The 23058-nt window shown below is 60.9% G+C and carries 20 protein-coding genes and 1 tRNA gene; 8 read left to right on the plus strand and 13 right to left on the minus strand.

Features of this window, described 5'->3' with window-relative positions:
* The first annotated feature begins 78 nt into the window (after window positions 1–78).
* The 4 genes from glmM to serA all read left to right on the plus strand — a co-directional run bounded on the left by glmM (window position 79) and on the right by serA (window position 5571).
* Complete coding sequence (gene glmM / locus GGD53_RS08825) at window positions 79–1431, plus strand: phosphoglucosamine mutase (RefSeq protein WP_184455082.1); 1353 nt, start codon at window positions 79–81, stop codon at window positions 1429–1431.
* A 257-nt stretch (window positions 1432–1688) separates the two neighbouring features.
* On the plus strand, window positions 1689–2525 hold the full coding sequence (locus GGD53_RS08830; protein ID WP_184455083.1) for an outer membrane protein: 837 nt from the start codon (window positions 1689–1691) through the stop codon (window positions 2523–2525).
* Window positions 2526–2711: 186 nt separating this feature from the next.
* Complete coding sequence (locus GGD53_RS08835; RefSeq protein WP_184455084.1) at window positions 2712–3890, plus strand: phosphoserine transaminase; 1179 nt, start codon at window positions 2712–2714, stop codon at window positions 3888–3890.
* 85 nt (window positions 3891–3975) lie between these two features.
* The gene (gene serA / locus GGD53_RS08840) at window positions 3976–5571 is read left to right on the plus strand and encodes a phosphoglycerate dehydrogenase (RefSeq protein WP_184455085.1); all 1596 of its coding nucleotides are present in this window, start codon (window positions 3976–3978) and stop codon (window positions 5569–5571) included.
* A gap of 106 nt (window positions 5572–5677) precedes the next feature.
* On the opposite strand, the gene GGD53_RS08845 is transcribed toward serA, so the two are convergent.
* Window positions 5678–5944 carry a hypothetical protein gene (locus tag GGD53_RS08845; RefSeq protein ID WP_184455086.1) on the minus strand — a complete coding sequence of 89 codons (267 nt, stop codon included), beginning with the start codon at window positions 5942–5944 and terminating at the stop codon, window positions 5678–5680.
* A 455-nt stretch (window positions 5945–6399) separates the two neighbouring features.
* On the opposite strand from GGD53_RS08845, the gene mnmA reads away from it, so the two are divergent.
* On the plus strand, window positions 6400–7599 hold the full coding sequence (mnmA, locus tag GGD53_RS08850; RefSeq protein ID WP_184455087.1) for a tRNA 2-thiouridine(34) synthase MnmA: 1200 nt from the start codon (window positions 6400–6402) through the stop codon (window positions 7597–7599).
* A 135-nt stretch (window positions 7600–7734) separates the two neighbouring features.
* Window positions 7735–7811: transfer RNA gene (locus tag GGD53_RS08855), tRNA-Met, on the plus strand.
* A gap of 140 nt (window positions 7812–7951) precedes the next feature.
* Here the strand turns inward: GGD53_RS08855 and GGD53_RS32110 are convergent.
* The 8 genes from GGD53_RS32110 to pobA all read right to left on the minus strand — a co-directional run bounded on the left by GGD53_RS32110 (window position 7952) and on the right by pobA (window position 15185).
* Window positions 7952–8083: a hypothetical protein gene (locus GGD53_RS32110; protein ID WP_281413899.1), complete on the minus strand. Its 132-nt coding sequence runs from the start codon at window positions 8081–8083 to the stop codon at window positions 7952–7954.
* A gap of 144 nt (window positions 8084–8227) precedes the next feature.
* Window positions 8228–9058, minus strand: coding sequence for a VCBS domain-containing protein (locus GGD53_RS08860; RefSeq protein ID WP_097597348.1), 831 nt, complete (start codon window positions 9056–9058; stop codon window positions 8228–8230).
* A gap of 204 nt (window positions 9059–9262) precedes the next feature.
* A complete protein-coding gene (locus GGD53_RS08865; RefSeq protein WP_184455088.1) occupies window positions 9263–9979 on the minus strand; it encodes an ABC transporter ATP-binding protein in 717 nt (238 codons plus the stop codon).
* Window positions 9960–10724: an ABC transporter ATP-binding protein gene (locus GGD53_RS08870; protein ID WP_085779309.1), complete on the minus strand. Its 765-nt coding sequence runs from the start codon at window positions 10722–10724 to the stop codon at window positions 9960–9962. Before GGD53_RS08870 ends, GGD53_RS08865 begins: the two co-directional genes overlap by 20 nt.
* Window positions 10721–11722 (minus strand): branched-chain amino acid ABC transporter permease, encoded by a 1002-nt coding sequence (locus GGD53_RS08875; protein WP_184455089.1) that lies wholly within the window; start codon window positions 11720–11722, stop codon window positions 10721–10723. The genes GGD53_RS08870 and GGD53_RS08875 overlap by 4 nt, the downstream gene beginning before the upstream one ends.
* Before the next feature lies 1 nt (window position 11723).
* On the minus strand, window positions 11724–12587 hold the full coding sequence (locus GGD53_RS08880) for a branched-chain amino acid ABC transporter permease (protein WP_184455090.1): 864 nt from the start codon (window positions 12585–12587) through the stop codon (window positions 11724–11726).
* Window positions 12588–12654: 67 nt separating this feature from the next.
* Complete coding sequence (locus tag GGD53_RS08885; protein ID WP_184455091.1) at window positions 12655–13827, minus strand: ABC transporter substrate-binding protein; 1173 nt, start codon at window positions 13825–13827, stop codon at window positions 12655–12657.
* 185 nt (window positions 13828–14012) lie between these two features.
* Window positions 14013–15185, minus strand: a complete 1173-nt coding sequence (pobA, locus tag GGD53_RS08890; protein ID WP_184455092.1) for a 4-hydroxybenzoate 3-monooxygenase — start codon at window positions 15183–15185, stop codon at window positions 14013–14015.
* Window positions 15186–15303: 118 nt separating this feature from the next.
* Here pobA and GGD53_RS08895 point away from each other — a divergent pair, with 118 nt between their 5' ends.
* On the plus strand, window positions 15304–16194 hold the full coding sequence (locus GGD53_RS08895) for a helix-turn-helix domain-containing protein (protein WP_184455093.1): 891 nt from the start codon (window positions 15304–15306) through the stop codon (window positions 16192–16194).
* 48 nt (window positions 16195–16242) lie between these two features.
* On the opposite strand, the gene GGD53_RS08900 is transcribed toward GGD53_RS08895, so the two are convergent.
* The 4 genes from GGD53_RS08900 to GGD53_RS08915 all read right to left on the minus strand — a co-directional run bounded on the left by GGD53_RS08900 (window position 16243) and on the right by GGD53_RS08915 (window position 22615).
* Complete coding sequence (locus GGD53_RS08900) at window positions 16243–18630, minus strand: phosphoketolase family protein (RefSeq protein WP_184455094.1); 2388 nt, start codon at window positions 18628–18630, stop codon at window positions 16243–16245.
* Window positions 18631–18700: 70 nt separating this feature from the next.
* Window positions 18701–19879, minus strand: coding sequence for an acetate/propionate family kinase (locus GGD53_RS08905; RefSeq protein ID WP_184455095.1), 1179 nt, complete (start codon window positions 19877–19879; stop codon window positions 18701–18703).
* Window positions 19880–20017: 138 nt separating this feature from the next.
* Window positions 20018–21589 (minus strand): putative bifunctional diguanylate cyclase/phosphodiesterase, encoded by a 1572-nt coding sequence (locus tag GGD53_RS08910; protein WP_184455096.1) that lies wholly within the window; start codon window positions 21587–21589, stop codon window positions 20018–20020.
* Between the two features lie 477 nt (window positions 21590–22066).
* Window positions 22067–22615 carry a histidine phosphatase family protein gene (locus tag GGD53_RS08915; RefSeq protein ID WP_184455097.1) on the minus strand — a complete coding sequence of 183 codons (549 nt, stop codon included), beginning with the start codon at window positions 22613–22615 and terminating at the stop codon, window positions 22067–22069.
* Between the two features lie 231 nt (window positions 22616–22846).
* Here GGD53_RS08915 and GGD53_RS08920 point away from each other — a divergent pair, with 231 nt between their 5' ends.
* Complete coding sequence (locus tag GGD53_RS08920) at window positions 22847–23056, plus strand: CbtB domain-containing protein (RefSeq protein WP_085779300.1); 210 nt, start codon at window positions 22847–22849, stop codon at window positions 23054–23056.
* Window positions 23057–23058: the final 2 nt, after the last annotated feature.

Genomic DNA, 23058 nt, shown 5'->3' on the forward strand with positions numbered 1-23058 from the left:
TGATGACAATCCACTGAAGCCGGATTTGCTTGGAAAGATGCGCTGCCTTGAATGGCGCGCCAAAGTGCAGGAGTGCAGATGAAAAGACGCTATTTCGGTACGGACGGTATTCGCGGTCAATCCAACGTCTTCCCGATGACGCCGGATCTTGCCATGCGGGTCGGCATCGCCGCCGGCACGATCTTCCGCCGGGGCAACCACCGTCATCGCGTCGTCATCGGCAAGGATACGCGCCTTTCCGGCTATATGCTCGAGAACGCCATGGTGGCGGGCTTCACGGCTGCGGGCCTCGACGCTTTCATTCTCGGCCCGATCCCGACGCCCGCCGTCGCCATGCTGACGCGTTCGCTGCGCTGCGATATCGGCGTGATGATCTCCGCTTCGCACAATCCTTATGAAGATAACGGCATCAAGCTTTTCGGTCCCGACGGCTACAAGCTGTCGGACGACATCGAGGCCGAGATCGAGGACCTGCTCGAAAAGGACCTGAACGCGCAGCTCGCCAAATCCGACGATATCGGCCGGGCCAAGCGCGTCGACGGCGTGCATGACCGCTATATCGAACATGCCAAGCGCACGCTGCCGCGCGACGTGACGCTGCAGGGGCTAAGGGTCGCGATCGATTGCGCCAACGGTGCTGCCTACAAGGTGGCGCCCGCCGTGCTCTGGGAGCTTGGCGCCGATGTCGTGACGATCGGCAACGAGCCGAACGGCACCAACATCAATCTCAATTGCGGCTCCACCAGCCCCGTCGCATTGCAGAAGAAAGTCGATGAGGTTCGCGCCGATATCGGCATCGCGCTCGACGGCGACGCGGACCGCGTCATCATTATCGACGAGAACGGCTCGATCGTCGACGGCGACCAGCTGATGGCCGTCATCGCCGAGAGCTGGGCCGAGAGCCAGCAGCTGCGCGGCAACGGCATCGTGGCCACGGTCATGTCCAATCTCGGCCTCGAACGTTTCCTCGACGAACGCGGCATGGCGCTTGCCCGCACAAAGGTCGGCGACCGCTACGTCGTCGAGCATATGCGCCAGCACAATTACAATGTCGGCGGCGAGCAATCGGGCCACATCGTGCTTTCGGATTACGGGACGACGGGCGACGGTCTGGTCGCGGCGCTGCAGATCCTTGCCGCGGTCAAGCGCACCGGCCGCACCGTCAGCGAAGTCTGCCGCCGCTTCGAGCCGGTGCCGCAGCTCCTGCGCAATGTCCGCATCAGCGGCGGCAAGCCGCTGGAGGATATTCAGGTGCAGAAGGCGATCGCCGATGCCGAAGCCGAGCTCGCCAAAAATGGCCGTCTCGTCATTCGCCCCTCGGGCACCGAGCCGCTGATCCGCGTCATGGCCGAGGGCGACGACCGCGCCCAGATCGAGCGCATCGTCAACGAGCTGATCGGCACGATCTCGAATGTCCGGACCGCTGCCTGATTCTGCGAGAACAGACAATGAAAAGGCCGGTGCGTGAGCGCCGGCTTTTTTTGTTGCGCACGTGAGTGGTATGTATCTCTGCTCAAACCATTTCACGAAGCAGTCGATCTTCTGTTTCATGCGACTGAGATGCTTGAAATCGAAGTAAACAAGCGTGGTTAAGCAGCTTTTAACGTTTCCAATTCATTATCCATGCAAAGCGTATCAGATTGGCAGCGACTGAGCTGCCGACGCAACGGGATTTTGGAGTGAAATCCATGAAAAGAAGCTTGTCCGGCATCTTCGCCGCATTCTTGATAGCGACAAATGCCTATTCTGCGGATCTCGCCCCTGCCGAACCCATTCCGGAGCAGCCGCCGGAGGTGACCGTCAGCGAAGCGACCGGCTGGTATCTGCGCGGCGATGTCGGTTATGCCTTCACAGATCTGCGCGGCGCGCGCTATTTCCAGGGCAGCAACGCCACGGAGGTTGATTTCGACGACGCCGATCTCGACGACGCATGGACCGTTGGCGGTGGTGTCGGTTATCAGATCAACAGCTATCTGCGCACCGATCTGACCTTCGACTATCTCACCCAGGCGGATTTCAAGGGCTCGACATCCGGGCAGTGCGGCTTCCCGCTGGTGGATTGCACCTCGCGCGACCGCTCTTCGCTGACCGCCTATACGCTGCTGGCCAACGCCTATGTCGATCTCGGCACCTACGGCTATGTGACGCCGTATGTCGGCGCCGGTATCGGCGGTTCCTACGTCAAATGGAAAAACCTGCGCAACGTCGCCTGCGCCGATGACGGCAGCTTCTGCGACGATGAGGTCACCCATGGCGGCAAGGGCAACTGGCGCTTCACCTACGCGCTCATGGCCGGCGCCTCGGTCGACGTGACCTGCAACTTCAAGGCCGATGTCGGCTACCGATACCTGCATATCGATGGCGGCAACATGTTCGGCTATGCCGAAAATGGCGGTCCGGGCCGCGACAAGGGCCTCAGCGCCCATGAAGTCCGCGTCGGTGGCCGCTACCTCTTCGGCGGATGCGCCCAGGCGAGCTACGAACCGCCGCCGGAAATCCCGCTGCAGCAGCCGGTCTACAAGTAAATCCAATCTCTTGCATCAGAAAGCCGTCCGACATCCGGACGGCTTTTTTCATTTTGACGAGCTCTCTGCGTCAAAATATCTTCCGCTTGCGACATTTCGATCTTGACTGTGAAGCCTCCGATCCATACACACAGCGGCGGGACACCCTTCCCCAACGAAGGGCTTTCTATCTGAGAGGATAGCATCATGGCGAAGACCGCAAAGCCGGACATCCGTCCGCACAATACCCATTTTTCTTCTGGCCCCTGCTCGAAGCGCCCCGGTTGGTCGCTCGAGGCCCTTTCCGACGCGGCCCTCGGCCGTTCGCACCGCGCGAAGGTCGGCAAGGCCAAGCTCAAGCAGGCCATCGACCTTACCCGTGAAATTCTCGAAGTGCCGGCGGATTACCGCATCGGCATCGTGCCGGCTTCCGACACCGGCGCCGTCGAAATGGCGCTCTGGTCGCTGCTCGGCGAACGCGGTGTCGACATGCTCGCCTGGGAAAGCTTCGGCGCCGGCTGGGTCACCGACGTGGTCAAGCAGTTGAAGCTCAAGGATGTGCGCAAGCTCGAAGCGGGTTACGGCGAGCTTCCCGATCTTTCCGCCGTCGATTTCGACCGCGACGTCGTCTTCACCTGGAACGGCACGACCTCGGGCGTGCGCGTGCCGAATGCCGATTTCATTCCTGCCGACCGCAAGGGTCTGACGATCTGCGACGCCACCTCGGCCGCATTCGCGCAGGAACTCGATTTCGCCAAGCTCGATGTCGTCACCTTCTCCTGGCAGAAGGTGTTGGGCGGCGAGGGTGCCCACGGCGTCATCATTCTCTCGCCGCGTGCTGTCGAGCGTCTTACCACCTATACGCCGGCCTGGCCGCTGCCGAAGATCTTCCGCATGACCTCGGGCGGCAAGCTGACGGAAGGCATCTTCCAGGGGGAGACGATCAACACGCCGTCGATGCTCTGCGTCGAAGACTATATCGATGCGCTGCTCTGGGCCAAGGAGCTCGGCGGTCTCCAGACGCTGATCACTCGTGCCGATGCCAATGCCAAGGTCATCCACGATTTCGTCGCGGCAAACGACTGGATCGCCAATCTCGCCGTCAAGGCGGAAACGGCCTCCAATACCTCCGTCTGCCTGAAGATCGTCGACAAGGACATCGCGGCTCTCGACGACGACGGCCAGGCGAATTTCGCCAAGGGCCTCGTCGGCCTGCTGGAAAAGGAAGGCGTCGCCTATGACATCGGCCATTACCGCGACGCGCCGTCGGGCCTGCGCATCTGGGCCGGCGCCACGATCGAGGCATCCGACATGCAGAAGCTGATGCCCTGGCTTTCATGGGCCTTCGAAACTCAGAAGGCGCAGCTCGCTCAGGCAGCCGCTTGACGTGATCGCATCCGGCTCCGCCACGTCCGGCGGAGCCCAGCATTCCATTTTCACTCATCGCTGAACACTTTTGAAGGAGGCCACAATGGCACCTCGCGTTCTCGTATCCGACGAATTGTCGGAAACCGCCGTCCAGATCTTCCGCGACCGCGGCGTCGAAGTCGATTTCGAACCGCAGCTCGGCAAGGACAAGGACCGTCTGCTCGAAGTCATCGGCAAGTATGATGGTCTGGCCATCCGCTCCGCCACCAAGGTGACGGAAAAGATCATCGAAGGGGCGAAGAACCTCAAGGTTGTCGGCCGCGCCGGCATCGGCGTCGACAATGTCGATATCCCGGCCGCCTCGCGCCGCGGCATCATCGTCATGAACACGCCTTTCGGCAATTCGATCACGACCGCCGAACACGCAATCGCCCTGATGCTCGCCGTCGCCCGCCAGCTTCCGGCTGCCGATGCCTCGACGCAGGCCGGCAAATGGGAGAAGTCGAAATTCATGGGCGTCGAGATCACCGGTAAGACGCTCGGCGTCATCGGCGCCGGCAATATCGGCTCGATCGTCTGCTCCCGCGCCATCGGCCTCAAGATGCATGTCGTCGCCTATGACCCGTTTCTTTCCAAGGAGCGCGCCGAGGAGATGGGCGTCACCAAGGTCGAGCTCGACGAGCTTTTCGCCCGCGCTGATTTCATCACGTTGCACGTGCCGATGACCGACAAGACGCGCGGCATCCTCAACAAGCAAGCCCTGGCAAAGACGAAGCCCGGCGTGCGCATCATCAACTGTGCCCGCGGTGGCCTGGTCGATGAAGCGGCCCTTGCCGAAGCCATCAAGTCCGGCCATGTCGCCGGTGCTGCCTTCGACGTCTTCGAAGTCGAGCCCGCCAAGGAAAGCCCGCTCTTCGGCCTGCCGAACGTCGTCTGCACGCCGCATCTCGGCGCTTCGACGACCGAGGCGCAGGAAAATGTCGCGCTGCAGGTCGCCGAACAAATGTCGGACTACCTCGTCAAGGGCGCGGTTTCCAACGCCATCAACATGCCGTCGATCACCGCGGAAGAGGCGCCGATCCTGAAGCCGTTTATCCGTCTTGCCGACGTTCTCGGCGCCTTTGTCGGCCAGGTCACCGAAGAGCCAATCAAGGAAATCGAAATCCTCTATGACGGTGTGACCGCCAACATGAACACGCGGGCGCTGACGAGCGCGGTTCTTGCGGGGCTGATCCGTCCGCAGGTCGCCGACGTCAACATGGTTTCCGCGCCGATCATGATTAAGGAAAAGGGCATCGTGCTTTCCGAGGTCAAGCGCGACAAGACGGGCGTCTTCGACGGCTATATCAAGCTGACGGTCACGACCGAAAGCATGACGCGCTCCGTCGCCGGCACGGTGTTTTCGGATGGCAAGCCGCGCTTCATCCAGATCAAGGGCATCAATCTCGATGCCGATGTCGGTTCGCACATGATCTACATCACCAATACCGACGTCCCCGGCATGATCGGCTTCATCGGCACGACGCTCGGCACTGCCGGCGTCAACATCGCCAACTTCCAGCTTGGCCGCGACAAGCAGGGTGGCGACGCCATTGCGCTGCTCTATGTCGACGGCGAGGTGGATGATGGCGTCCTCGCGCAGCTGACGGCGCATCAGGCGATCCGGCAGGCAAAGCTGCTGACCTTCAACATCGACTAAAGCGCGTCGCGGAGCGACCTGCTCTGGTTTCCTCCTCCCGAGGAAAACATGGAAAACCCGGTGCCGGAAACGGCGCCGGGTTTTCTACGTTGGGGAAAGATTATTTTCAGTGGTGCCGGCGTTTGCGGCGGACCATCTTGCCGAAGCGGGCTCTGTCATCCTCGGCCTTCGTGCGGTGAAGGAAGGCGAGTCTGCTTCCGTCAAAACCCTGGAAGAACTCGTCCCAGGAGATCTCCTCCTGTGAGTCCGCCGAGAAATCGACGCGAACAGTTTCGCTATCCCTCGCATCCTTGATCCGGGCGGGATGACCGCCGCGCGCCTCGATCCAATCTCTGATCCTGCTGTAATCTGTCGTCGCGCCGAACCTGGCCATCAAACCCTCCGCAGCATTCGATTGCGACATTGATTACTTGCAACGCATGATCGGCGGAATAGTTCCATAGGGTGATAATTAATTGCCAGTTGATGCTCAAGCATTCGTTATTTTGAGTTAATTCATATGGGCTGAAATGGAGGATGATGTGAAACGCTATTCATTCTCGATAATCGGACTGGCGATCGTGTCTGTTGCCATGGCCAATCCAGGCATCGCATTCGCCTGCAACAAGCTGATCGGCACCTGAGCCGCACCCCGCTTCCAAGGCGTGACTTCGGCCGCGCCTTCCTTTGTGACGCGATTGCGAAACGATCGGCTCCCCTTGCGTCCTGCTGCAATCCTTTCTATATCGGTCGCTTACCCAGAAGGCGGCCGATCCCGCCTGAGATCAGCAATCCGCCGCAATTGCAGCGCAAGGGCGGGTTATGAGCGCGCAGAATTTGGCACCACCGTTGAACACACTGGATTTTGATAAGAAGCCGGAAGAGACCCGCGTTGTCGTCGCCATGTCGGGCGGCGTCGATTCCTCGGTCGTGGCCGGCCTTCTCAAGCAGCAGGGTTACGATGTGCTTGGCATCACGCTGCAGCTCTACGATCACGGCGCCGCTGTTCACCGTGCCGGCTCCTGCTGCGCCGGCCAGGATATCGACGACGCCCGCCGTGTCTGCGAAACGCTCGGCATTCCGCATTATGTGCTCGACTACGAGAAGCGCTTTCGCGAAACGGTGATCAATCCTTTCGCGGAAAGCTATGTGGCCGGCGAAACGCCGATCCCCTGCGTTTCCTGCAACCAGACCGTCAAGTTCGCCGACCTTCTGGCAACGGCGAAGGAGCTCGGCGCCGACGCGCTGGCGACCGGCCACTATATCCGTTCGCGACCGAACCCCTCGTCTGAACATCCCGGCCGCCGCGCGCTATTCCGTCCGGCCGATGCCGACCGCGACCAGAGCTATTTCCTGTTCGCCACGACGCAGGAGCAGATCGACTATCTCCGCTTTCCCCTGGGCGGCCTGCCGAAGGCCGAGACCCGCCGACTTGCCGAAGAAATGGGCCTCGTCGTCGCGAAGAAGGCCGACAGCCAGGACATCTGCTTCGTGCCGCAGGGCAAATATTCCGACATCATCACCAAACTGAAGCCGAATGCGGCGCTCGCCGGCGAAATCGTCCATCTCGACGGCCGCGTGCTGGGAAACCATGAAGGCATCCTGCATTTCACCATCGGCCAGCGCCGCGGCATCGGCATCGCCACGGGCGAGCCACTCTACGTCGTCTATCTCGATGCCCGCTCGCGCCGCGTCATCGTCGGTCCAAAAGAGGCGCTGGAAACGCACCGCGTCTATTTGCGCGACGTCAATTGGCTGGGCGACGTCCCGCTCGCAGAAGCCGCTGCCGGCGAAGGTTTCGCCTGCTACGCCAAGGTCCGTTCGACGCGGGCACCGGCGCCTGCCGTACTGCATATCGATGCGACAGGCACCTATGTCGATCTAACCGTCGGCGAGGCGGGCATCGCGCCGGGGCAAGCCTGCGCGCTTTATTCGGCGCCCGGCGACGACGCCCGCGTCTTCGGTGGCGGTTTTATCGAACGCTCCGAACGCGAACCTTCGGCCGAAGCCTCGCTGAAGGCTCTGCTGGCCGGCCCCGTCGCCGCCTGAAACCCATCGAAACGACGGGCGGTAAAGCTCAGCGTTTTTCTCCATCCTGCGCTTGACACAGAGCCGAAGCGCACCTTATAAGCCGCTCATCCCACGAGCCCGCAGCGCTTCGCGAGCAGGTATCGTTTGACCAGTGGCGGAGTAGCTCAGTAGGTCAGAGCAGAGGAATCATAATCCTTGTGTCGGGGGTTCAAATCCCTCCTCCGCTACCATCTCTTTGTTAAAGAATTTGTGATCCTTGCGGCTCCATATTGAGCGGCATCACGCGGGCGCGGTAGCACATTCCAGCTCCAAACGCTGCGGCAAGCGGACAAAACAGTTCAGCCTCAGGATTACGCTACGCCGAGAACGGTTATCTGTAGAGCGCTAACTGCAACAGCGGCATTTTCATCGCGTAGAGATGGGATGCGGCAGCGATGATAGCAGCCCATACGGCCAGTGAGAACATCACCGCCGCTAACTTAACCCCGACTGACTGCATCATTTCCTCCATCCGAGTATGATCGTGCTCCTCCGCACGATCGAAGGCTAGCAGGGTGGAGGTCGATCAGCTATCGCAAGAAATCGCTACCAGAAAAGCCGCTCGCTAAGCTGGGAAAGCCTTCGGGAACCGACGCCTCCCCCATTCTCAAACGACAAAGTAAAAATTGTCGTATTGCGCGCCATAATAATCAGGCCCGCTCGTTTCGGTGATGACGGGTTCGGTGTCGAGTATGAGATAGTCGATCAGCCCATAGGCGCTGAGATCAATCACTTGCGGGTCATGAATGCTGTCGGCGGTCACGTTGACCGTGACCAAGAACACGGTATCGCCGTTCAGCCTGCCTTCGATCGTCAGAACGTTGTCATAGTCTGACGTACCGTTTGCCACGCTGAATTGCTCGATCTGAAAGGTGCCGCCATCTGCGGCCTGGATGGGCGTCCAGAATACGCCGCCCGAGAGATAGTGATTGCCATCAGCTTCCTTTTGTATCGTTGCATCATCGCCATCGTGCCAGGCGCCCCAATCGAAGCCCTTGTAGCCTGTGGGGAAATCGTGTTTGCCGACATCCTCGAAATTGACGAAGATGTCGCCGCGCTCCGGCAGGTCGACAGCGATATTGAGCAAGCCGAAGTCGGTAGCGCCTCTACCGTCCGAAATCTTGAAACTGAACTGGTCGAGGAGTTGATCTCCCGGGCCAAGCGCTGATACCACCGCATTGGAGGGATCGAGTTCATAGGTGTAATAGCCGTTGGAATAGACGGTCAGCGTGCCGTACTTTCCCTCGATCGTCGTCGTGGCCGGTCCATCCGGATTGGGCGGTTGCGGAATTCGCTGCCCGTTCACGAAGTTGAGACGCACAAGATCTCCGTCGGCATCCATGTAACTGGTGCTGTCCAGAATGTTGCCGTCAATCGGCTTGTCGACATCGAAAATAGGCTGGTATACGTCACCTGCGATCGGCTTGTGGTTTGCCATTTCCACCTCCCGTCTGAAGTATTGTTTGAATATGCAACCGTATCGGGTGCTTGGCAACGAAATTGACGGAGCGTCAGATCAATTCAGCTGTCAAGTCCAACAGGCGCAGTTTTTCTGCAGCTCAAATATCCAAGTAGAGGCGTCGGCTTCGACGTCTGCGAGCCGATGATGACGTCATCCCGACGATATACTGCATTGATTGCTTCAATGCAGGCCGCCCACTCCGAGCAAGCTTTCTACTGCTTCGTGATCCTTCGACAAGTCCGACGGCGTTCCGGTCCAGGCCACCCTCCCGCGTTCGAGAATGATGACCCGATCGGCGAAATCGAGCGCGCTCTGAATGCGTTGTTCGACCAGAAGGATCGTCATGTCGCCTGATTTGGCGAGTTCTGTGAAGGCCGCCATCAGTTCCTCGCAGATCACGGGGGCCAGGCCCTCCAACGGTTCGTCGAGCAACAGCACGGACGGGCGTCCGAGAATGGTGCGGGCTGTTGAAAGCATCTGCTGCTCGCCGCCGGAGAGCTGGTTGCCGAGGTTTCGGCGGCGCTCCTTCAGGCGCGGGAACATGGCATAGGCTTCCTCCAGCGCCGTCTTCGACCGCGCCTTCAGACCGACGAAAAGGTTCTCTTCGACCGTCAGCGTCGGAAAGACGCAGCGCGTCTGAGGCACATAGCCGAGGCCCCTATGGGCGCGCATTGCGCTCGGTGCTGCGGTGACATCCGAACCACCGAGGTGGATCTGGCCTTGATACCGCCTGGTCTGGCCGGCAAGCGTTGCCAGGAGCGTGGTCTTGCCCATACCGTTACGGCCGAGCACGGCAAGACGGGCGCCCGCCGGCACGGTGAAGGAGATGCCTTCGAGCACCCGCGTCGGCCCGTATCCGGCCGACAGGTTTTCAACCTCAAGCGACAGGGCTGGCATTGGCATAGCTCCCGAGATAGGCCTCGCGCACGCGGGCATCCTTGGTGACATCGGCCGGCAGGCCGTCGAAGATGATCGCGCCGGCCGCCAGCACGATGACGCGCTTGGCAAAACGGAAGACGAGGTCCATGTCGTGTTCGATCATCAGGACGGCGAGATCGGCGGGAAGGTCGGCCAGCGCCTGTTCGATTCGGCCGGTATCGCTTTGCGGCACGCCGGCCGCAGGCTCGTCGAGCAGCAGCACCTTCGGCCTCAGCGCCAGCGCCACGGCAATTTCGAGGAGCCGCTGCTGGCCATAGGCGATCTCGCTGACTCTGCGATGCATCAGCGAGGCCAGCCCGAGTTTACCCAGGAGATCGTCGACCTCCGCCATGACGTCGGGCATGGCGAGGAAATTCCCGAACATCTTGCGGGTCTTTCCGTCACGCTGAAGGACGGCGAGCCCCACATGTTCGGCGGGCGTCATATCCTGAAAAAGCCGCGTCACCTGAAAGGATCGGACGAGGCCGCGTTTGACCCTGCCGATCGCATCCACCTTCGTCACCGCCTCGCCGCCGAGGCGAACCTCGCCGGAATCGGGGGAGAGATTGCCGGTGACGAGGTTGACGAAGGTGGTCTTGCCGGCGCCGTTCGGGCCGATCAGCGCGATGCGGTCGCCGGGCGCCATTGCCAGCGAGACATCATTGGTGACGGCAAGGCCGCCGAAGGCTTTCCTGAGATTGGTTACTTCGAAGACCGGGCTCATGCGCGCGTCTCCTTCCGGCGGCCGATCAAGGCGGCGGCCGTTCCGTAGAGGCCTTTCGGCGCAAACAGCACTACGGCGATCAGCAGGGCGCCGACCATGGTCAGCCAGTGAAAGGGGTTGGCGGCCGAGACATAATCTTCGAAGAACATGAAGATGACGGTGCCGGAGAGCGCGCCGAAGAGGGAACCGGTGCCGCCGAGCACGAGCATGACAAGCGCTTCGGCCGATTGCGTGAAGGACAGGCTGTCGAGCCCGACGACCTGGGTCGAGATCGCATTCAGCGCGCCGCCGACGCCGGCAACGGCGCCTGAGATCACGTACATCTTGATGAGAGCGGCCTTCGGCGAGCCGCCCATGGCGCGGATGCGCAGCGGGTCTTGCCGGATGCCGCGGCAGAGCATGCCGAAGGGTGAGCGAACCAGCAATCGCAGCAGCACGAAGACGATGACGAGCAGCGTCATTCCGAAGAAGAAGGCGGTGTGGCCGTAGAGATCGAATTCGAAAATGCCGAATATCGGATCCGGCGCGATGCCGGAAAGCCCGTCGCTGCCTCCCGTCCAGGCGGAGGCCTTGTTGGCAAATTCATGGAAGAGGTGGATGAGCGCAATCGACAGCACGAGCTGCGGCAGTCCGTGTGCACGCAGGATAATCGCGCCGCTGAGCAGCCCGGCAACCGCGCCTCCTGATATGCCTGCAAGCATCATCAGCAGCGGATCGTTGATGCCGTAATGCGCCGACAAAATTCCGGCGGCATAGGCGCCTGAGCCGAACAGCGCGGCATGGCCGAGCGTTGCGACACCGCAATAACCGGTCACGAGATCGAGCGACAGGACGAGCAGGGCGATCGTGATCATCCGCGTCAGAAGCGCCAGATTGTCGGGAAAGGCGAAATAGCCGACCGCGGCGATGGCCGTGATGGCCGCTACTCCGAGAAGATCGGCATTCACTGCGCGCCGATGCCGGAGGCGTTCGGTTTCGTTGTTCATGACGAGCGTCATCCTATTTCATCCTTCCGGCAAGGCCGCGCGGGAAGATGCAGATGATGGCGATCACGGCGAGATAGAAGAAGAATTCCCCGAATTCCGGCATCAGATAGCGTCCCGTCGTATCGATGGCGCCAAGCAGCAGGCAGGCAATCAGCGCGCCCGGAATGGAGCCGGCGCCGCCGACGGAGACGACGACGAGGAAGGTCACCATATAGCGAAGCGCGTAGTAAGGTTCGACCGGCAGCAGTTCGGCGCCGACCACACCGCCGAAGGCGGCAAGCCCGACGGCAACGGCAAAGCTCACCGCATAGATGATCTCGGTGCGCACGCCGAGTGCGGCAGCCATCGCCGCATCGTCGACGGAGGCGCGCAGCTTGACCCCGAAGCTCGTTCGCTCGATCGCGAACCACAGGGCGAGCGCAACGGCGAGACCGCAGAAGATGACGAAAAGCCGGTGCACGGGAATGGTGCGGAATCCGAGATCGGCCGATCCCTGCAAGGCGCCGGCAAGCGGTATCGTCTTCAGCGTCGGTCCCATCACGTAGTTCGCGATGCCGATGACGCAGAAAGTGATGCCGATTGTCATCAGCACCTGGGTCAGTTCAGGGGCGCCATAGATCCGGCGGTAGAGAAAACGCTCGAGCGGAATTGCGATGATGATCGTGACGAAGACGGCCGCGACGACTGCGACAGCATAACTAAGACCGAGGTCACGGGCGGCATAGGAGGCGATGTAGCCTCCGATCATGGCGAAGGCGCCATGCGCCAGGTTGACGACACGCATCAGCCCCATGGTCACGGAAAGGCCGATCGAGATCACGAAGAGCGCCATGCCATAGGCAAAGGCGTCGACGGCGATGCTGAAGACTGTCTGCATGAAAATACCTTACTTCGATGCGGCGGGCGCGATGCGCGAGCCCGCCGCCGGTCCGGATGCCGCAATCTTACTTAGCCGCCGCGAGGCCCGGATCGCCCTGCTTCTCGAACGTCTGGATCTCCTTGTTGATGTAGGTCCCATCATCGGCCTTGACGACTTCGCGCAGATAGATGTTCTGGGTGATGTGCCGGCTTTCCGGATCGATCGAGACCGGGCCGCGCGGGCTCACCCAGGCTAGGCCCTTGACCGCGTCGACGGCCTTCTCTGCATCCTGCTTGCCACCCGTCGCCTCGATCATCTTGTAGATGACATACATGCCGTCATAGGCGCTGACCGAGGGGAAGGAGAGCTCTGCCTTGTTGCCGATCGCCTTGGCGGCAGCCTCGACGAAGGCCTTATTCTCGGGCGAGTCGTGGGAAACGGCATAGTGGAAGGTCGTCTGGATGCCGAGTGCGGCATCGCCGAGCGCCGGCAGATCGGATTCCTGCGTCAGATCTCCCGGCGCGAAGAACTTGATTCCGGCGGCCTTCAAGCCATTCTCGTTATAGGCCTTGACGAAGCCGAGCGTCGTCGGGCCCGACGGCAAGAAGGCGAAGACGCCCTCGGCGCCGGAATCCTTGATGCGCTGCATGATCGGGCTGAAGTCGTTGGTGGCAAGCGGCATGCGGATGGCCTCGACCACCTGACCGCCGGCCTTTTCGAAGCCGGCCTTGAAGGCATTCTCGGCGTCGATGCCGGGGCCGTAATCGCTGACGACCGAGATCACTTTCTTGACGCCTGCGTCGAAAGCGACCTTGGCGATCGGCGTCGAGGTTTGCCAGGTCGTAAAGGAGGTACGCACCACGAGCGGGCTCTTGGTCACGATCGCCGAGGTGGCGGCGTTCATGATCACCATCGGCACGTTGCCCTGCTTCAGGATCGGCGTCACGGCCATGGCGTCGGGGGTGAAATAGAAGCCGGCGAGATACTGGACCTTTTCCTTGACGATCAGTTCCTGCGCCAGCGCCTTGGATTGGGCCGGATCGGCCTGCGGCACGTCGCGGTAGACGATCTCGACCGTGTCGCTGCCGACCTTGTTGCCGTTGACAGCCATATAGGCGTCGATGCCGGCCTTGAAATTCTTGCCCTGGAGCGCGAAGGGACCGGAGAACGGCCCGATGACGCCGACCTTGATGGTGTCGGCATAGGCGCTGGTGCCCATAACAATTGCCGCAGCGGCGGCCAGAAACAGCTTCCTCATTTTTCTCTCTCCCTTTTCGGCGTACTCCAGCGCCGTATTGAATTTCTGGTTAGCTTGTCATGCGAAATGGTGATGTAAAATGAAATAAATCCCCAAACACATGATTTGCCGGTTATGGTTCTGCGTGGTCATGACCACTCGTTGTTCGCTGCGTCTATGCGCGACTTTCATGCTCGATCTTCGTGTCAGAACGGCAATCCCACGTAGTTTTCCGCGAGCACCGTCGAGGCCGCACGGGAATGTGTGAGATAGTCGAGTTCGGCTTCCTGGATCTTCTGATCGAAATCGCCGGTATCGGGAAATCGGTGCATTATGGTCGTCATCCACCAGGAAAACCGCACGGCTTTCCATACGCGGGCGAGCGCCGTCTGCGAATAGGCGTCGATGCCGCTGTCGGAGCCTTCGCGGTAATGCTCGAGGAGCCCGCAGAACAGGTAATGGACATCGCTAGCTGCAAGGTTCAGCCCCTTGGCGCCGGTTGGCGGCACGATATGGGCGGCGTCGCCGACGAGAAAGAGCCGGCCGAAACGCATGGGCTCGGTAACGAAGGAGCGTAGCGGAGCGATCGATTTTTCGAAGGATGGGGCGGTCGGCATTGCTTCGGCGTGATGGGCCGGCAGGCGCCGTCTCAACTCGTCCCAGAAGCGCTCGTCGCTCCAGTCTTCGATCTTGGCGTCAAGCGGGCACTGGATATAGTAGCGGCTGCGCGTGGCCGAGCGCATCGAACAGAGCGCGAAGCCCCTCGGGTGGTTGGCGTAGATCAGTTCATGGCTGACCGGCGCCACGTCGGCGAGTAGGCCGAGCCAGCCGAAGGGATAGACCTTCTCGAAACTTCGGATCGCCCGTTCGGGAACGGCTCTGCGGCTTATTCCATGAAAGCCGTCGCAGCCGGCGATGAAATCGCAATCGATGCGGTGGCTGATACCATCCTTCGCGTAGGTAACGAAGGGCGAGCCACGGTCGATATCATGCGGAGCCACATCGGCGGCATCATAGATCGAAAGGGCGCCACAAGCTTCCCGCCGCTCCATAAGATCGCGCGTCACCTCGGTTTGTCCGTAAACGGTCACGCGCCTGCCGCCGGTCAATTCGTGAAGATCGATGCGATGGTCGCGGCCGTCGAAGGCTAGCGAGAAGCCGTCATGCGGCAAGCCTTCGGCATGCAATCTTCTTCCAGCTTTGGCCTCGTCCAACAGCCCGACAGTGCCTTCCTCCAGCACGCCGGCGCGGACGCGGCCGAGGATATAGTTCTTGCTCACGCGGTCGAGGATGACGTTGTCAATTCCAACTTCGGTCAGAAGCTGACCGAGCAGCAGGCCGGATGGCCCCGAACCGATGATTGCGACCTTAGTTCGCAAATGCTTCCTCCCTCGCATTTTTGCGTTTCGTCAAATTCTGCCGTGCCGCCATTGCCGCAACAATGGACATTCCGACCGAAAAATTGCACTTATCGAACATGGGCGCAGGAGAAACCCGATGAGCAGGCATATACCGACCTACGAGCTCTATGGCGAAAATACCGGGCGATCTCCGGAATTCTGGTTGCATTGCGAAACAATCCGCTCCCGCAGCAGCCTGCATCAATGGGAAATTCGGCTTCACCGCCACGAGAGCTTCTTTCAGATATTGTACATCGAAGCCGGTTCGGGCGATGCGATCTTCGGCAACAGGAACCACGTCATCCGCCCGCCTGCGATCATCACGGTTCCCCCTGGGCTTGATCACGGCTTTCGCTTCTCACGTGATATCGACGGCCTGGTGATCACTATCTTGAGGTCCCATCTTAGCCACCCGCCAGGCGAGCGAAGCCAGCTGGGCGAGTGGCTGGCGATGCCGCATCTGACGCCGCTTGATCCCGATAATGCCGAGGCTGCCTATGTCATGCAGACGCTGAGGCGGCTCGGCGACGAATTCGAAAACCGCCGCGGTGGCCGCAACGAGGTATTGGCTGCCTATGTCGGGCTGGCGCTGCGGCTGACGGCGCGGATCTCGCATGAAGGACATGCACAGGAGCTTCCGTCAAACGAGAACGAGCGGCGGATGGAGATGCTGGACGAACTGATCCAGCAGCATTTTCGATCGCACAGGCTGGCGTCCTTCTACGCCAGGGAACTCGGCATTTCGTCGACGCATCTCACCCGTATCGTTCGCTCCATGACGGGAAACACCCCGCATGAACTGATCGCCGGGAAATTGATCGAAGAGGCGAAGCGCCAGCTCGTCTTTACCATCGGCAGCGTTCAGGAGATCGGATTTCGCCTTGGCTTTGCTGATCCCGCTTATTTCTCGCGCTTCTTCCTGAAATATACGGGCGAAACGCCGCGGGTCTGGCGGATGAACGAAAAAGCTCGGCTTGAACGGGCATAGGGTCCGGCATTCGGTCATCCGACATCGCGTGCGTCAGTCGCAGATGTCTCACGCCGCCGGCCACGTCCAGTTCCGCACCTCCGGCATGTCCTCACCATGTTCCCTGACGTAATTATGATGTTCCGCGAGCTTGCCGCGGAAGGCGGCGAGCGCGTCCTTAGCCTTCTCCTTCAGGCCCGGCACGCGCTCGATGGCTTCGATGGCGAGATGGTAGCGGTCGAGTTCGTTAAGGACGGTCATGTCGAAAGGCGTGGTCGTCGTTCCCTCCTCGACGAAGCCGCGGACGTGGATGTTTTCGTGGTTGGCGCGCTTATAAGTCAGGCGATGAATGAGATAGGGATAGCCATGATAGGCGAAAATGACCGGCTTATCGGCGGTGAAGATCGCGTCGAAGGCCTCGTCGGCAAGGCCGTGCGGATGCTGGTCTCTGGATTGCAGCGCCAAGAGGTCGACGACATTGACGGTGCGGATCTTCAGCTCGGGAATGGCCTTGCGCAGAAGATCGACGGCGGCGAGCGTTTCCATCGTCGGGACATCGCCGGCGCAGGCCATGACGAGATCAGGCGAGATCGTGTCCTCCTCGTTGCTTGCCCAGTGCCAGATGCCGATGCCGGCCTCGCAATGTTTCACCGCCTCGTCCATCGACAGCCATTGCGGCTCCGGCTGCTTGCCAGCGACGATGACGTTGACGCGGTCATAGGTGCGCAGGCAATGATCGCCGACCCAGAGCAGGCTGTTGGCGTCCGGCGGCAGGTAGATGCGGACGATGTCGGCCTTCTTGTTGGCGACGAGATCGACGAAGCCAGGATCCTGGTGGCTGAAGCCATTATGGTCCTGTCGCCAGACATGCGAGGTCAGCAGGTAGTTCAGCGATGAGATCGGCTTTCGCCATTCGAGCTCGCGCGTCACCTTCAGCCATTTGGCGTGCTGGTTGAACATGGAATCGATGATGTGGATGAAGGCCTCGTAACAGGAAAAGAGGCCGTGCCGGCCAGTCAGGAGATAACCTTCCAGCCAGCCCTGGCAGAGATGTTCGGAGAGCACCTCCATGACACGCCCATCGCGAGAGAGGTGGACATCATAGGGTTCGATGTCCTCCATCCAGACACGGTCGGTGACGTCGAAGACGCTGCCGAGGCGATTCGATTCCGTCTCGTCGGGGCCGAAGATGCGGAAGTTTGCCGCCTTGGCGTTGAGCTTCATCGTGTCACGCAGGTAATGGCCAAGGATCTCCGTCGATTGGGCGACAACGCTGCCGCGCTTGCCGATGTCGACTGCATAATCCCGAATATCGGGCACGGCCAATTCCTTGCGCAGCAGGCCGCCATTGGCATGCGGATTGGCGCCCATGCGGCGTTTGCCAGCGGGGGCAAGCGCCCGCAGTTCCGGTTTCAGCCGGCCGTCGGCGCCGAACAGGTCTTCGGGATCATAGCCGCGCATCCAGTCCTCGAGAATCTTGCGATGGCCTTCATTCCCGCGGCAGTTGGAGACCGGCACCTGGTGGGCTCGCCAGAAATCTTCCACCTTCTTGCCGTCGACCTCCTTTGGGCCTGTCCAACCCTTGGGGCTGCGCAGCACAATCATTGGCCAGCGCGGGCAGCCGGCTGTGCTCTTGCCGCTGCGGGCTTGCTCCTGGATCTCGCGGATGCGCTCGAAGACCCGGTCCAGCGTCGCAGCCATTTGTTGGTGCATGTCGCGCGGCTCATGGCCGGTGACGAAAAGCGGCTCGTAGCCGTAGCCTTCGAAGAGACGTCGGAGGTCGTCGTCACCCGCCCGGCCGAGAATGGTCGGATTGGCGATCTTATAGCCGTTCAGATGCAGGATCGGCAGAACGGCGCCGTCGCGGGCGGGATTGAGGAACTTGTTGGAATGCCAGCTGGCGGCGAGCGGCCCGGTTTCGGCCTCACCGTCGCCGACGATGCAGGCGACGGTGAGGTCGGGATTGTCGAAGGCGGCGCCATAGGCATGGACGAGGGCGTAGCCGAGTTCGCCGCCCTCATGGATCGACCCCGGTGTTTCCGGCGCCGCATGGCTTGGAATGCCGCCGGGAAAGGAAAATTGGCGGAAGAGCCTGCGCATCCCCTCGGCGTCTTCGGAAATATCGGGATAGATTTCGCTGTAGGTGCCTTCGAGATAGGTGTTGGCGACCATGCCCGGCCCGCCGTGACCGGGGCCGCATATGTAGATGACGTCGAGATCGCGGGCTCGGATGAGGCGGTTCAGATGCGCATAGATGAAGTTGAGGCCGGGCGTCGTGCCCCAGTGGCCGAGCAGACGGGGCTTGATGTGCTCTGACTTCAGCGGCTCGCGCAGCAGCGGATTGGCAAGCAGGTAGATCTGGCCGACCGAGAGATAGTTGGCGGCCCGCCAGTAGCGGTCAATCAGGGTGAGTTCAGCATCGGTCAGGGCGGCGGCGGTCGAGACATGCTTTTCCATTGGCTTCTCCCGTTCGAAAACACGTTCAACGTCAGTATAGCCGTTAGCGCCGGCGCGCCATTGATCTGGATCAGCGGGCGCGAAGAACGGACAGCGCTTCATCGGCGATCACCTGTTCTTCGTCCGTGGCAATGACATGGGCGACAATGCGGCTTTCCCTGGTGCTGATCGTGAAACCATTGGCGGCATTGGCCTTCTCGTCGATCGAAAGGCCAAGCCAGGACAGGCGTTTCGCCACGCCGGCGCGGATTTCCGGCTGATGCTCGCCTATGCCGGCGGTGAAGACGACGGCATCGAGGCCGCGGAGGGTTACCGCCATGCGGCCGATCTCGCCGGCAATGCGCAGTGTGAAAAGGTCGATCGCCTGGCGCGCTTCCGGCCGGCCGTCCTTCAACAGATCGCGCGTGTCGGCGCTGATGCCAGAGACGCCGAGCAGGCCTGAGCGGTGATAGAGCAGATCCTCGATCTCACCCAGGGACCGTTTTCTCTCTCCTGCCAGGTGCAGGATCACGCCGGGATCGAGGCAGCCCGGGCGTGTCGCCATCGGGATGCCGTCGAGGGTCGAAAAGCCCATGCTGCAATCGCGGCTGATGCCGTCTTCCATCGCACAGAGGCTGGCGCCGCTGCCGAGATGGGCGACCACAGCCCTTGCCGTATGCGGCGCCTTGCGAGCGAGTTCACTGGCGATGAACTTATAAGAAAGCCCGTGGAAGCCGTAACGCTTGATGCCCTCCTCATGCAGGGAACGGGGTATGGCGAGGCGGCGAACGAGATCGTCCTGCGTGGCATGGAAGGCCGTGTCGAAGGAGGCTGTCTGGATAAGATGCGGCTTCAGGTGACGGAGCGCGCGGATGAAGCGCAGCGCTTGCGGTTGGTGCAGGGGAGCGAGCGGGATCAGCGCTTCGATCCCATCGGTGGCGGCGTCATCAAGCGCGACGGCGCTCATGAAGCGCTCGCCGCCATGGACGACGCGGTGGCCGGCTACGGCCGCCGCTGCCATATCGAAGTGATCGGCGAGACGCGTGAAGGTCTCGTCGATGACCCCGTGCAGATCGTACGTCACCTCCGCCTTCAGCGGCATATCGAATGTCTGCGATCCCTTGGTCAGGACAAGCGAGAGCGGCTCGGCGCGGAGATCGATGACGCCCTTTCCGAGGTGTCGTGCCTCGGCACCATCAATCGAGAAGACGCCGACCTTCACCGTCGATGAGCCGGCGTTGAATGTGAGGAGGAGGTCGGTGGATGGCATGTCTTCAGAGACTCCGCACAGTCGTCACGATGACCGAACTTAGCGCCGAAACTCCCGCCGGAAAGGCATGGCCGCCCGAGCGCCACATGCTGACGGTGCGTGGCAGCCGTGGGGCAGTTTTGTCGAATTACGCGAGGGTCAGGCGGTTGACGCCAGATTGGCGTTGCGATCGCGGATGAAGATGCTCGCCTCGGCGGCGGGCATCGCCTTACCGAAAAGATAGCCTTGGCCGATGTCGCAGCCGAGCTGCAGCAGGAAGGCAAGCTGGCCGTGCTCCTCGACACCTTCCGCAGTCGTCTTGATGTTGAGGCTTCTGCTGAGGCCAAGCATGGCGCGGACGATTTTTTCCTGCCGTTCGTCATCGCGATAGGTGGCGATGAAGCTTTTGTCGATCTTGATCTTGTCGAAGCGGTAGCGGGCGAGCTGGGCAAGGCTCGAATAGCCCGTGCCGAAATCGTCGAGAGCGATCTGGATGCCAGCCGCATGCAGCTCTTCGAGAATGATGGCGGCGATAGCGGGATCCTGGATCAGCGCGTTTTCGGTGATCTCAATCTCCAGGCGTTGCGGCGGCAGCCGGCTTGCTGAAAGGACCTTGAGGATGCGGGAGGCCAGCAGCCTGTCTTCCATCTGCACCGGCGACACGTTGAAGGACAACGTGACATGCGCCGGCCAAGTGAGCGCATCGCCGCAGGCCTGCGCAAGGAGATCCTCGAACAGGGGGGTGATCATCCCGGTTTCCTCGGCAATGTCGATGAAAACAGGCGGCGGAATATTGATACCATCCTCGCCGACCCACCGCGCGAGGGCTTCGAAACCGCAAAGCTGGCCCGTTTTCAAATCAATCAAAGGTTGATAGAAAGGCATGATCGCCTTGTCGGCGATTGCCGCGCGCAGCCTGCTTTCCAGAGAGGCGCGTTCCGTTACCTTGTCCTGCATCGAAGCTTCGAAGACAAGATAATGGTTAGGGCCTCGTGATTTGGCCTCATACATGGCGAGATCCGCACGGTGGGCGGCGTCTTCCAGCGGCTCGCTACCCTCAAGCCAGCGATCATAGCCGACGCTGGCGCCGACTTCGACGGCAAAGCCATCGATATGGATCGGCCGGGTGACGGCCTGGATCAGCAACTTGGCGAAACGCTCCTCGCGCTCTGCCGTCAGGGAAAAGGCGACGATGATGAATTCGTCACCGCCGAAGCGGTAAACGCAATCCGCGTTGCCAAGCGCGCAGATGCGTCTGGCAACTTCGACCAGCAACACGTCGCCGCCCTTGTGGCCGACGAGATCGTTGACTTTTTTGAAGCCGTCGAGGTCGACGGAGAAGATCGTGACGTTGTCGTCCCATTCCTCGATCTCGGCCTCGCCGCTTCTGACTGGCCGTGAGAGGATTTTGCGCTCGAAGGCGTAGCGGTTCGGCAGCTTGGTCAGATGGTCGTGGGTTGCCGTCCAATCGGCCTTAGCCTGTTCAGTGGCGCGCAGCTCCATTTCCTTGCGCAGGTCGGCGATGCGCAGCACCGAATAGATGAAGCTCATCGCGCCAGCGATGCCGAGAGTCAGAACGAGCTTATCCGCCCCGTACTCGCCGAAATCGGTCATGAAGGAGACGAGGCGGTCGTCGAAGTGCAGCACCGTGCCGAGGATCCAGAGGGTTACTCCGAAAACCACAACCGACACGCATTGCCTTCCGGCCCTGCTTCGGAAAAACGCAGGCATTATCGCATTCTCCATCTCCACCCTCTGCCGGACTATCACGAAAATCTGAAATGTTCGTTGAAACCATAAGGCGAATTGTTGGAGGTGGCAGCCCGTCCGTTGCGGTGCTGTCGGGACGTAAGCCGCGCGCTACGGCGTTTCGCTGGTGCTGCTTCGAAGACTAGAGGATGTCCGGATTCAAGACGAGGGGAGCCCCACGAAAGAACGAGGGCGAGCGTGCTGTCGCATCGCTCGCCCTGTCTCGCCCTTCACGCGGTGACGATCAGCAGCGGAACGCTGACGACCAGACCGACCATAACTAAGGTGAACGTCACGACCCTCATCAAGCGCAGGCGCCGCGTACGCTCCCCACTCCAATCATATGCCATAGCTTCCGTCTCCTTGGGACAAGGAAGTAGTCCCGGTCAGACCCGGTTCAATAGAGATGACGCGATTTGCTTGCGTAAGGCTGGAATAGTATGAGGGATGTCTAATTCTCTAGAGGCGCAGCGACCAGCGCTGTCCATTGCTGGTCATCCGAACGACCACCAGCGGCTCGACATCGACGAGCCAGAAGGAGGGGAGGGGAGCCTGAAGCACATGCGCAATCGCTGTTCTTATAATCGATGCGTGGGTGACGGCTATCACATGGCCGCCGAGCGTGGATTGCTCATCCATCCAGCCGGCGACGCGCGTCCGCAGACCGAGAAAACTGTCGCCGCCATGTGGGGCGGCTTCCGGATCGCTCATCCAAGCCATGAGGTTCTCCGGCTCTTCGGTGCCGATTGCCGCAATCGGCCTGCCGGCCCAGCGGCCATTGTCGCAGTCGGCAAGCCGCTGTTCTATTTGAGCGTCGAGACGGAGGGCTGTAGCGGTCTGGCGGGCACGCAAAGCCGGGCTCGTGACGATCCGGTCGGCGCGAGGCAGGGCAGTCATCCGGGCGGCTTCTTCAGAGGCCTTGTCTTCCAGCGGCTCATCCAGCGGGAACAGGGCCTTGCGGCTCGCCGCCGTGGCGCCGTGACAGATCCAGGTGAGGCGGGTATTCACGGTTGTTCCGATCTTCGCAATACGGTGGGGACGACCCTTCGCCGGCGTCTCGAAGTTTCGTTGACAGTCTCTTCGGCGTCCAGATATAACCGTGCTGTTGCGGGTTTGGAAGCCGGTGGAAATCCGGCGCGGTCGCGCCACTGTGACCAGCGTTTCGAAGTTCTTTACGCTGGAAGTCAGACCCTGCCGCACAACACTCTTTCGACTGAACGCGTCATTCCGGAGGGATACATGTCTGACACCACTTTCGCGCCCGTTGCGGCACCGGCGCCAATCCCTGTAGGGGAAATCCTGCCCTGGGCGGTTTTCGGCGGCCTGCTGATGCTCATCGTTCTTTATTTCGTCGGCACCGAGGAAGGCGCGATGGCGCTGTTCAACGGCATGTATGTGCACGAATTCGTGCATGATGGCCGCCATCTCCTGGGCTTTCCCTGCCACTAAAG

The organism is Rhizobium aethiopicum, assembly GCF_014197535.1.
Classification (GTDB): domain Bacteria; phylum Pseudomonadota; class Alphaproteobacteria; order Rhizobiales; family Rhizobiaceae; genus Rhizobium; species Rhizobium aethiopicum_A.

Bases quoted from the DNA above. Each gene is read 5' to 3' on its own strand.
- glmM (WP_184455082.1), top strand. From the start codon at position 79: ATGAAAAGACGCTATTTCGGTACGGACGGTATTCGCGGTCAATCCAAC.
- GGD53_RS08830 (WP_184455083.1), top strand. From the start codon at position 1,689: ATGAAAAGAAGCTTGTCCGGCATCTTCGCCGCATTCTTGATAGCGACA.
- GGD53_RS08835 (WP_184455084.1), top strand. From the start codon at position 2,712: ATGGCGAAGACCGCAAAGCCGGACATCCGTCCGCACAATACCCATTTT.
- serA (WP_184455085.1), top strand. From the start codon at position 3,976: ATGGCACCTCGCGTTCTCGTATCCGACGAATTGTCGGAAACCGCCGTC.
- GGD53_RS08845 (WP_184455086.1), bottom strand. From the start codon at position 5,944: ATGGCCAGGTTCGGCGCGACGACAGATTACAGCAGGATCAGAGATTGG.
- GGD53_RS32110 (WP_281413899.1), bottom strand. From the start codon at position 8,083: ATGATGCAGTCAGTCGGGGTTAAGTTAGCGGCGGTGATGTTCTCACTG.
- GGD53_RS08860 (WP_097597348.1), bottom strand. From the start codon at position 9,058: ATGGCAAACCACAAGCCGATCGCAGGTGACGTATACCAGCCTATTTTC.
- GGD53_RS08865 (WP_184455088.1), bottom strand. From the start codon at position 9,979: ATGCCAGCCCTGTCGCTTGAGGTTGAAAACCTGTCGGCCGGATACGGG.
- GGD53_RS08870 (WP_085779309.1), bottom strand. From the start codon at position 10,724: ATGAGCCCGGTCTTCGAAGTAACCAATCTCAGGAAAGCCTTCGGCGGC.
- GGD53_RS08875 (WP_184455089.1), bottom strand. From the start codon at position 11,722: ATGACGCTCGTCATGAACAACGAAACCGAACGCCTCCGGCATCGGCGC.
- GGD53_RS08880 (WP_184455090.1), bottom strand. From the start codon at position 12,587: ATGCAGACAGTCTTCAGCATCGCCGTCGACGCCTTTGCCTATGGCATG.
- GGD53_RS08885 (WP_184455091.1), bottom strand. From the start codon at position 13,827: ATGAGGAAGCTGTTTCTGGCCGCCGCTGCGGCAATTGTTATGGGCACC.
- GGD53_RS08895 (WP_184455093.1), top strand. From the start codon at position 15,304: ATGAGCAGGCATATACCGACCTACGAGCTCTATGGCGAAAATACCGGG.
- GGD53_RS08900 (WP_184455094.1), bottom strand. From the start codon at position 18,630: ATGGAAAAGCATGTCTCGACCGCCGCCGCCCTGACCGATGCTGAACTC.
- GGD53_RS08905 (WP_184455095.1), bottom strand. From the start codon at position 19,879: ATGCCATCCACCGACCTCCTCCTCACATTCAACGCCGGCTCATCGACG.
- GGD53_RS08910 (WP_184455096.1), bottom strand. From the start codon at position 21,589: ATGCCTGCGTTTTTCCGAAGCAGGGCCGGAAGGCAATGCGTGTCGGTT.
- GGD53_RS08920 (WP_085779300.1), top strand. From the start codon at position 22,847: ATGTCTGACACCACTTTCGCGCCCGTTGCGGCACCGGCGCCAATCCCT.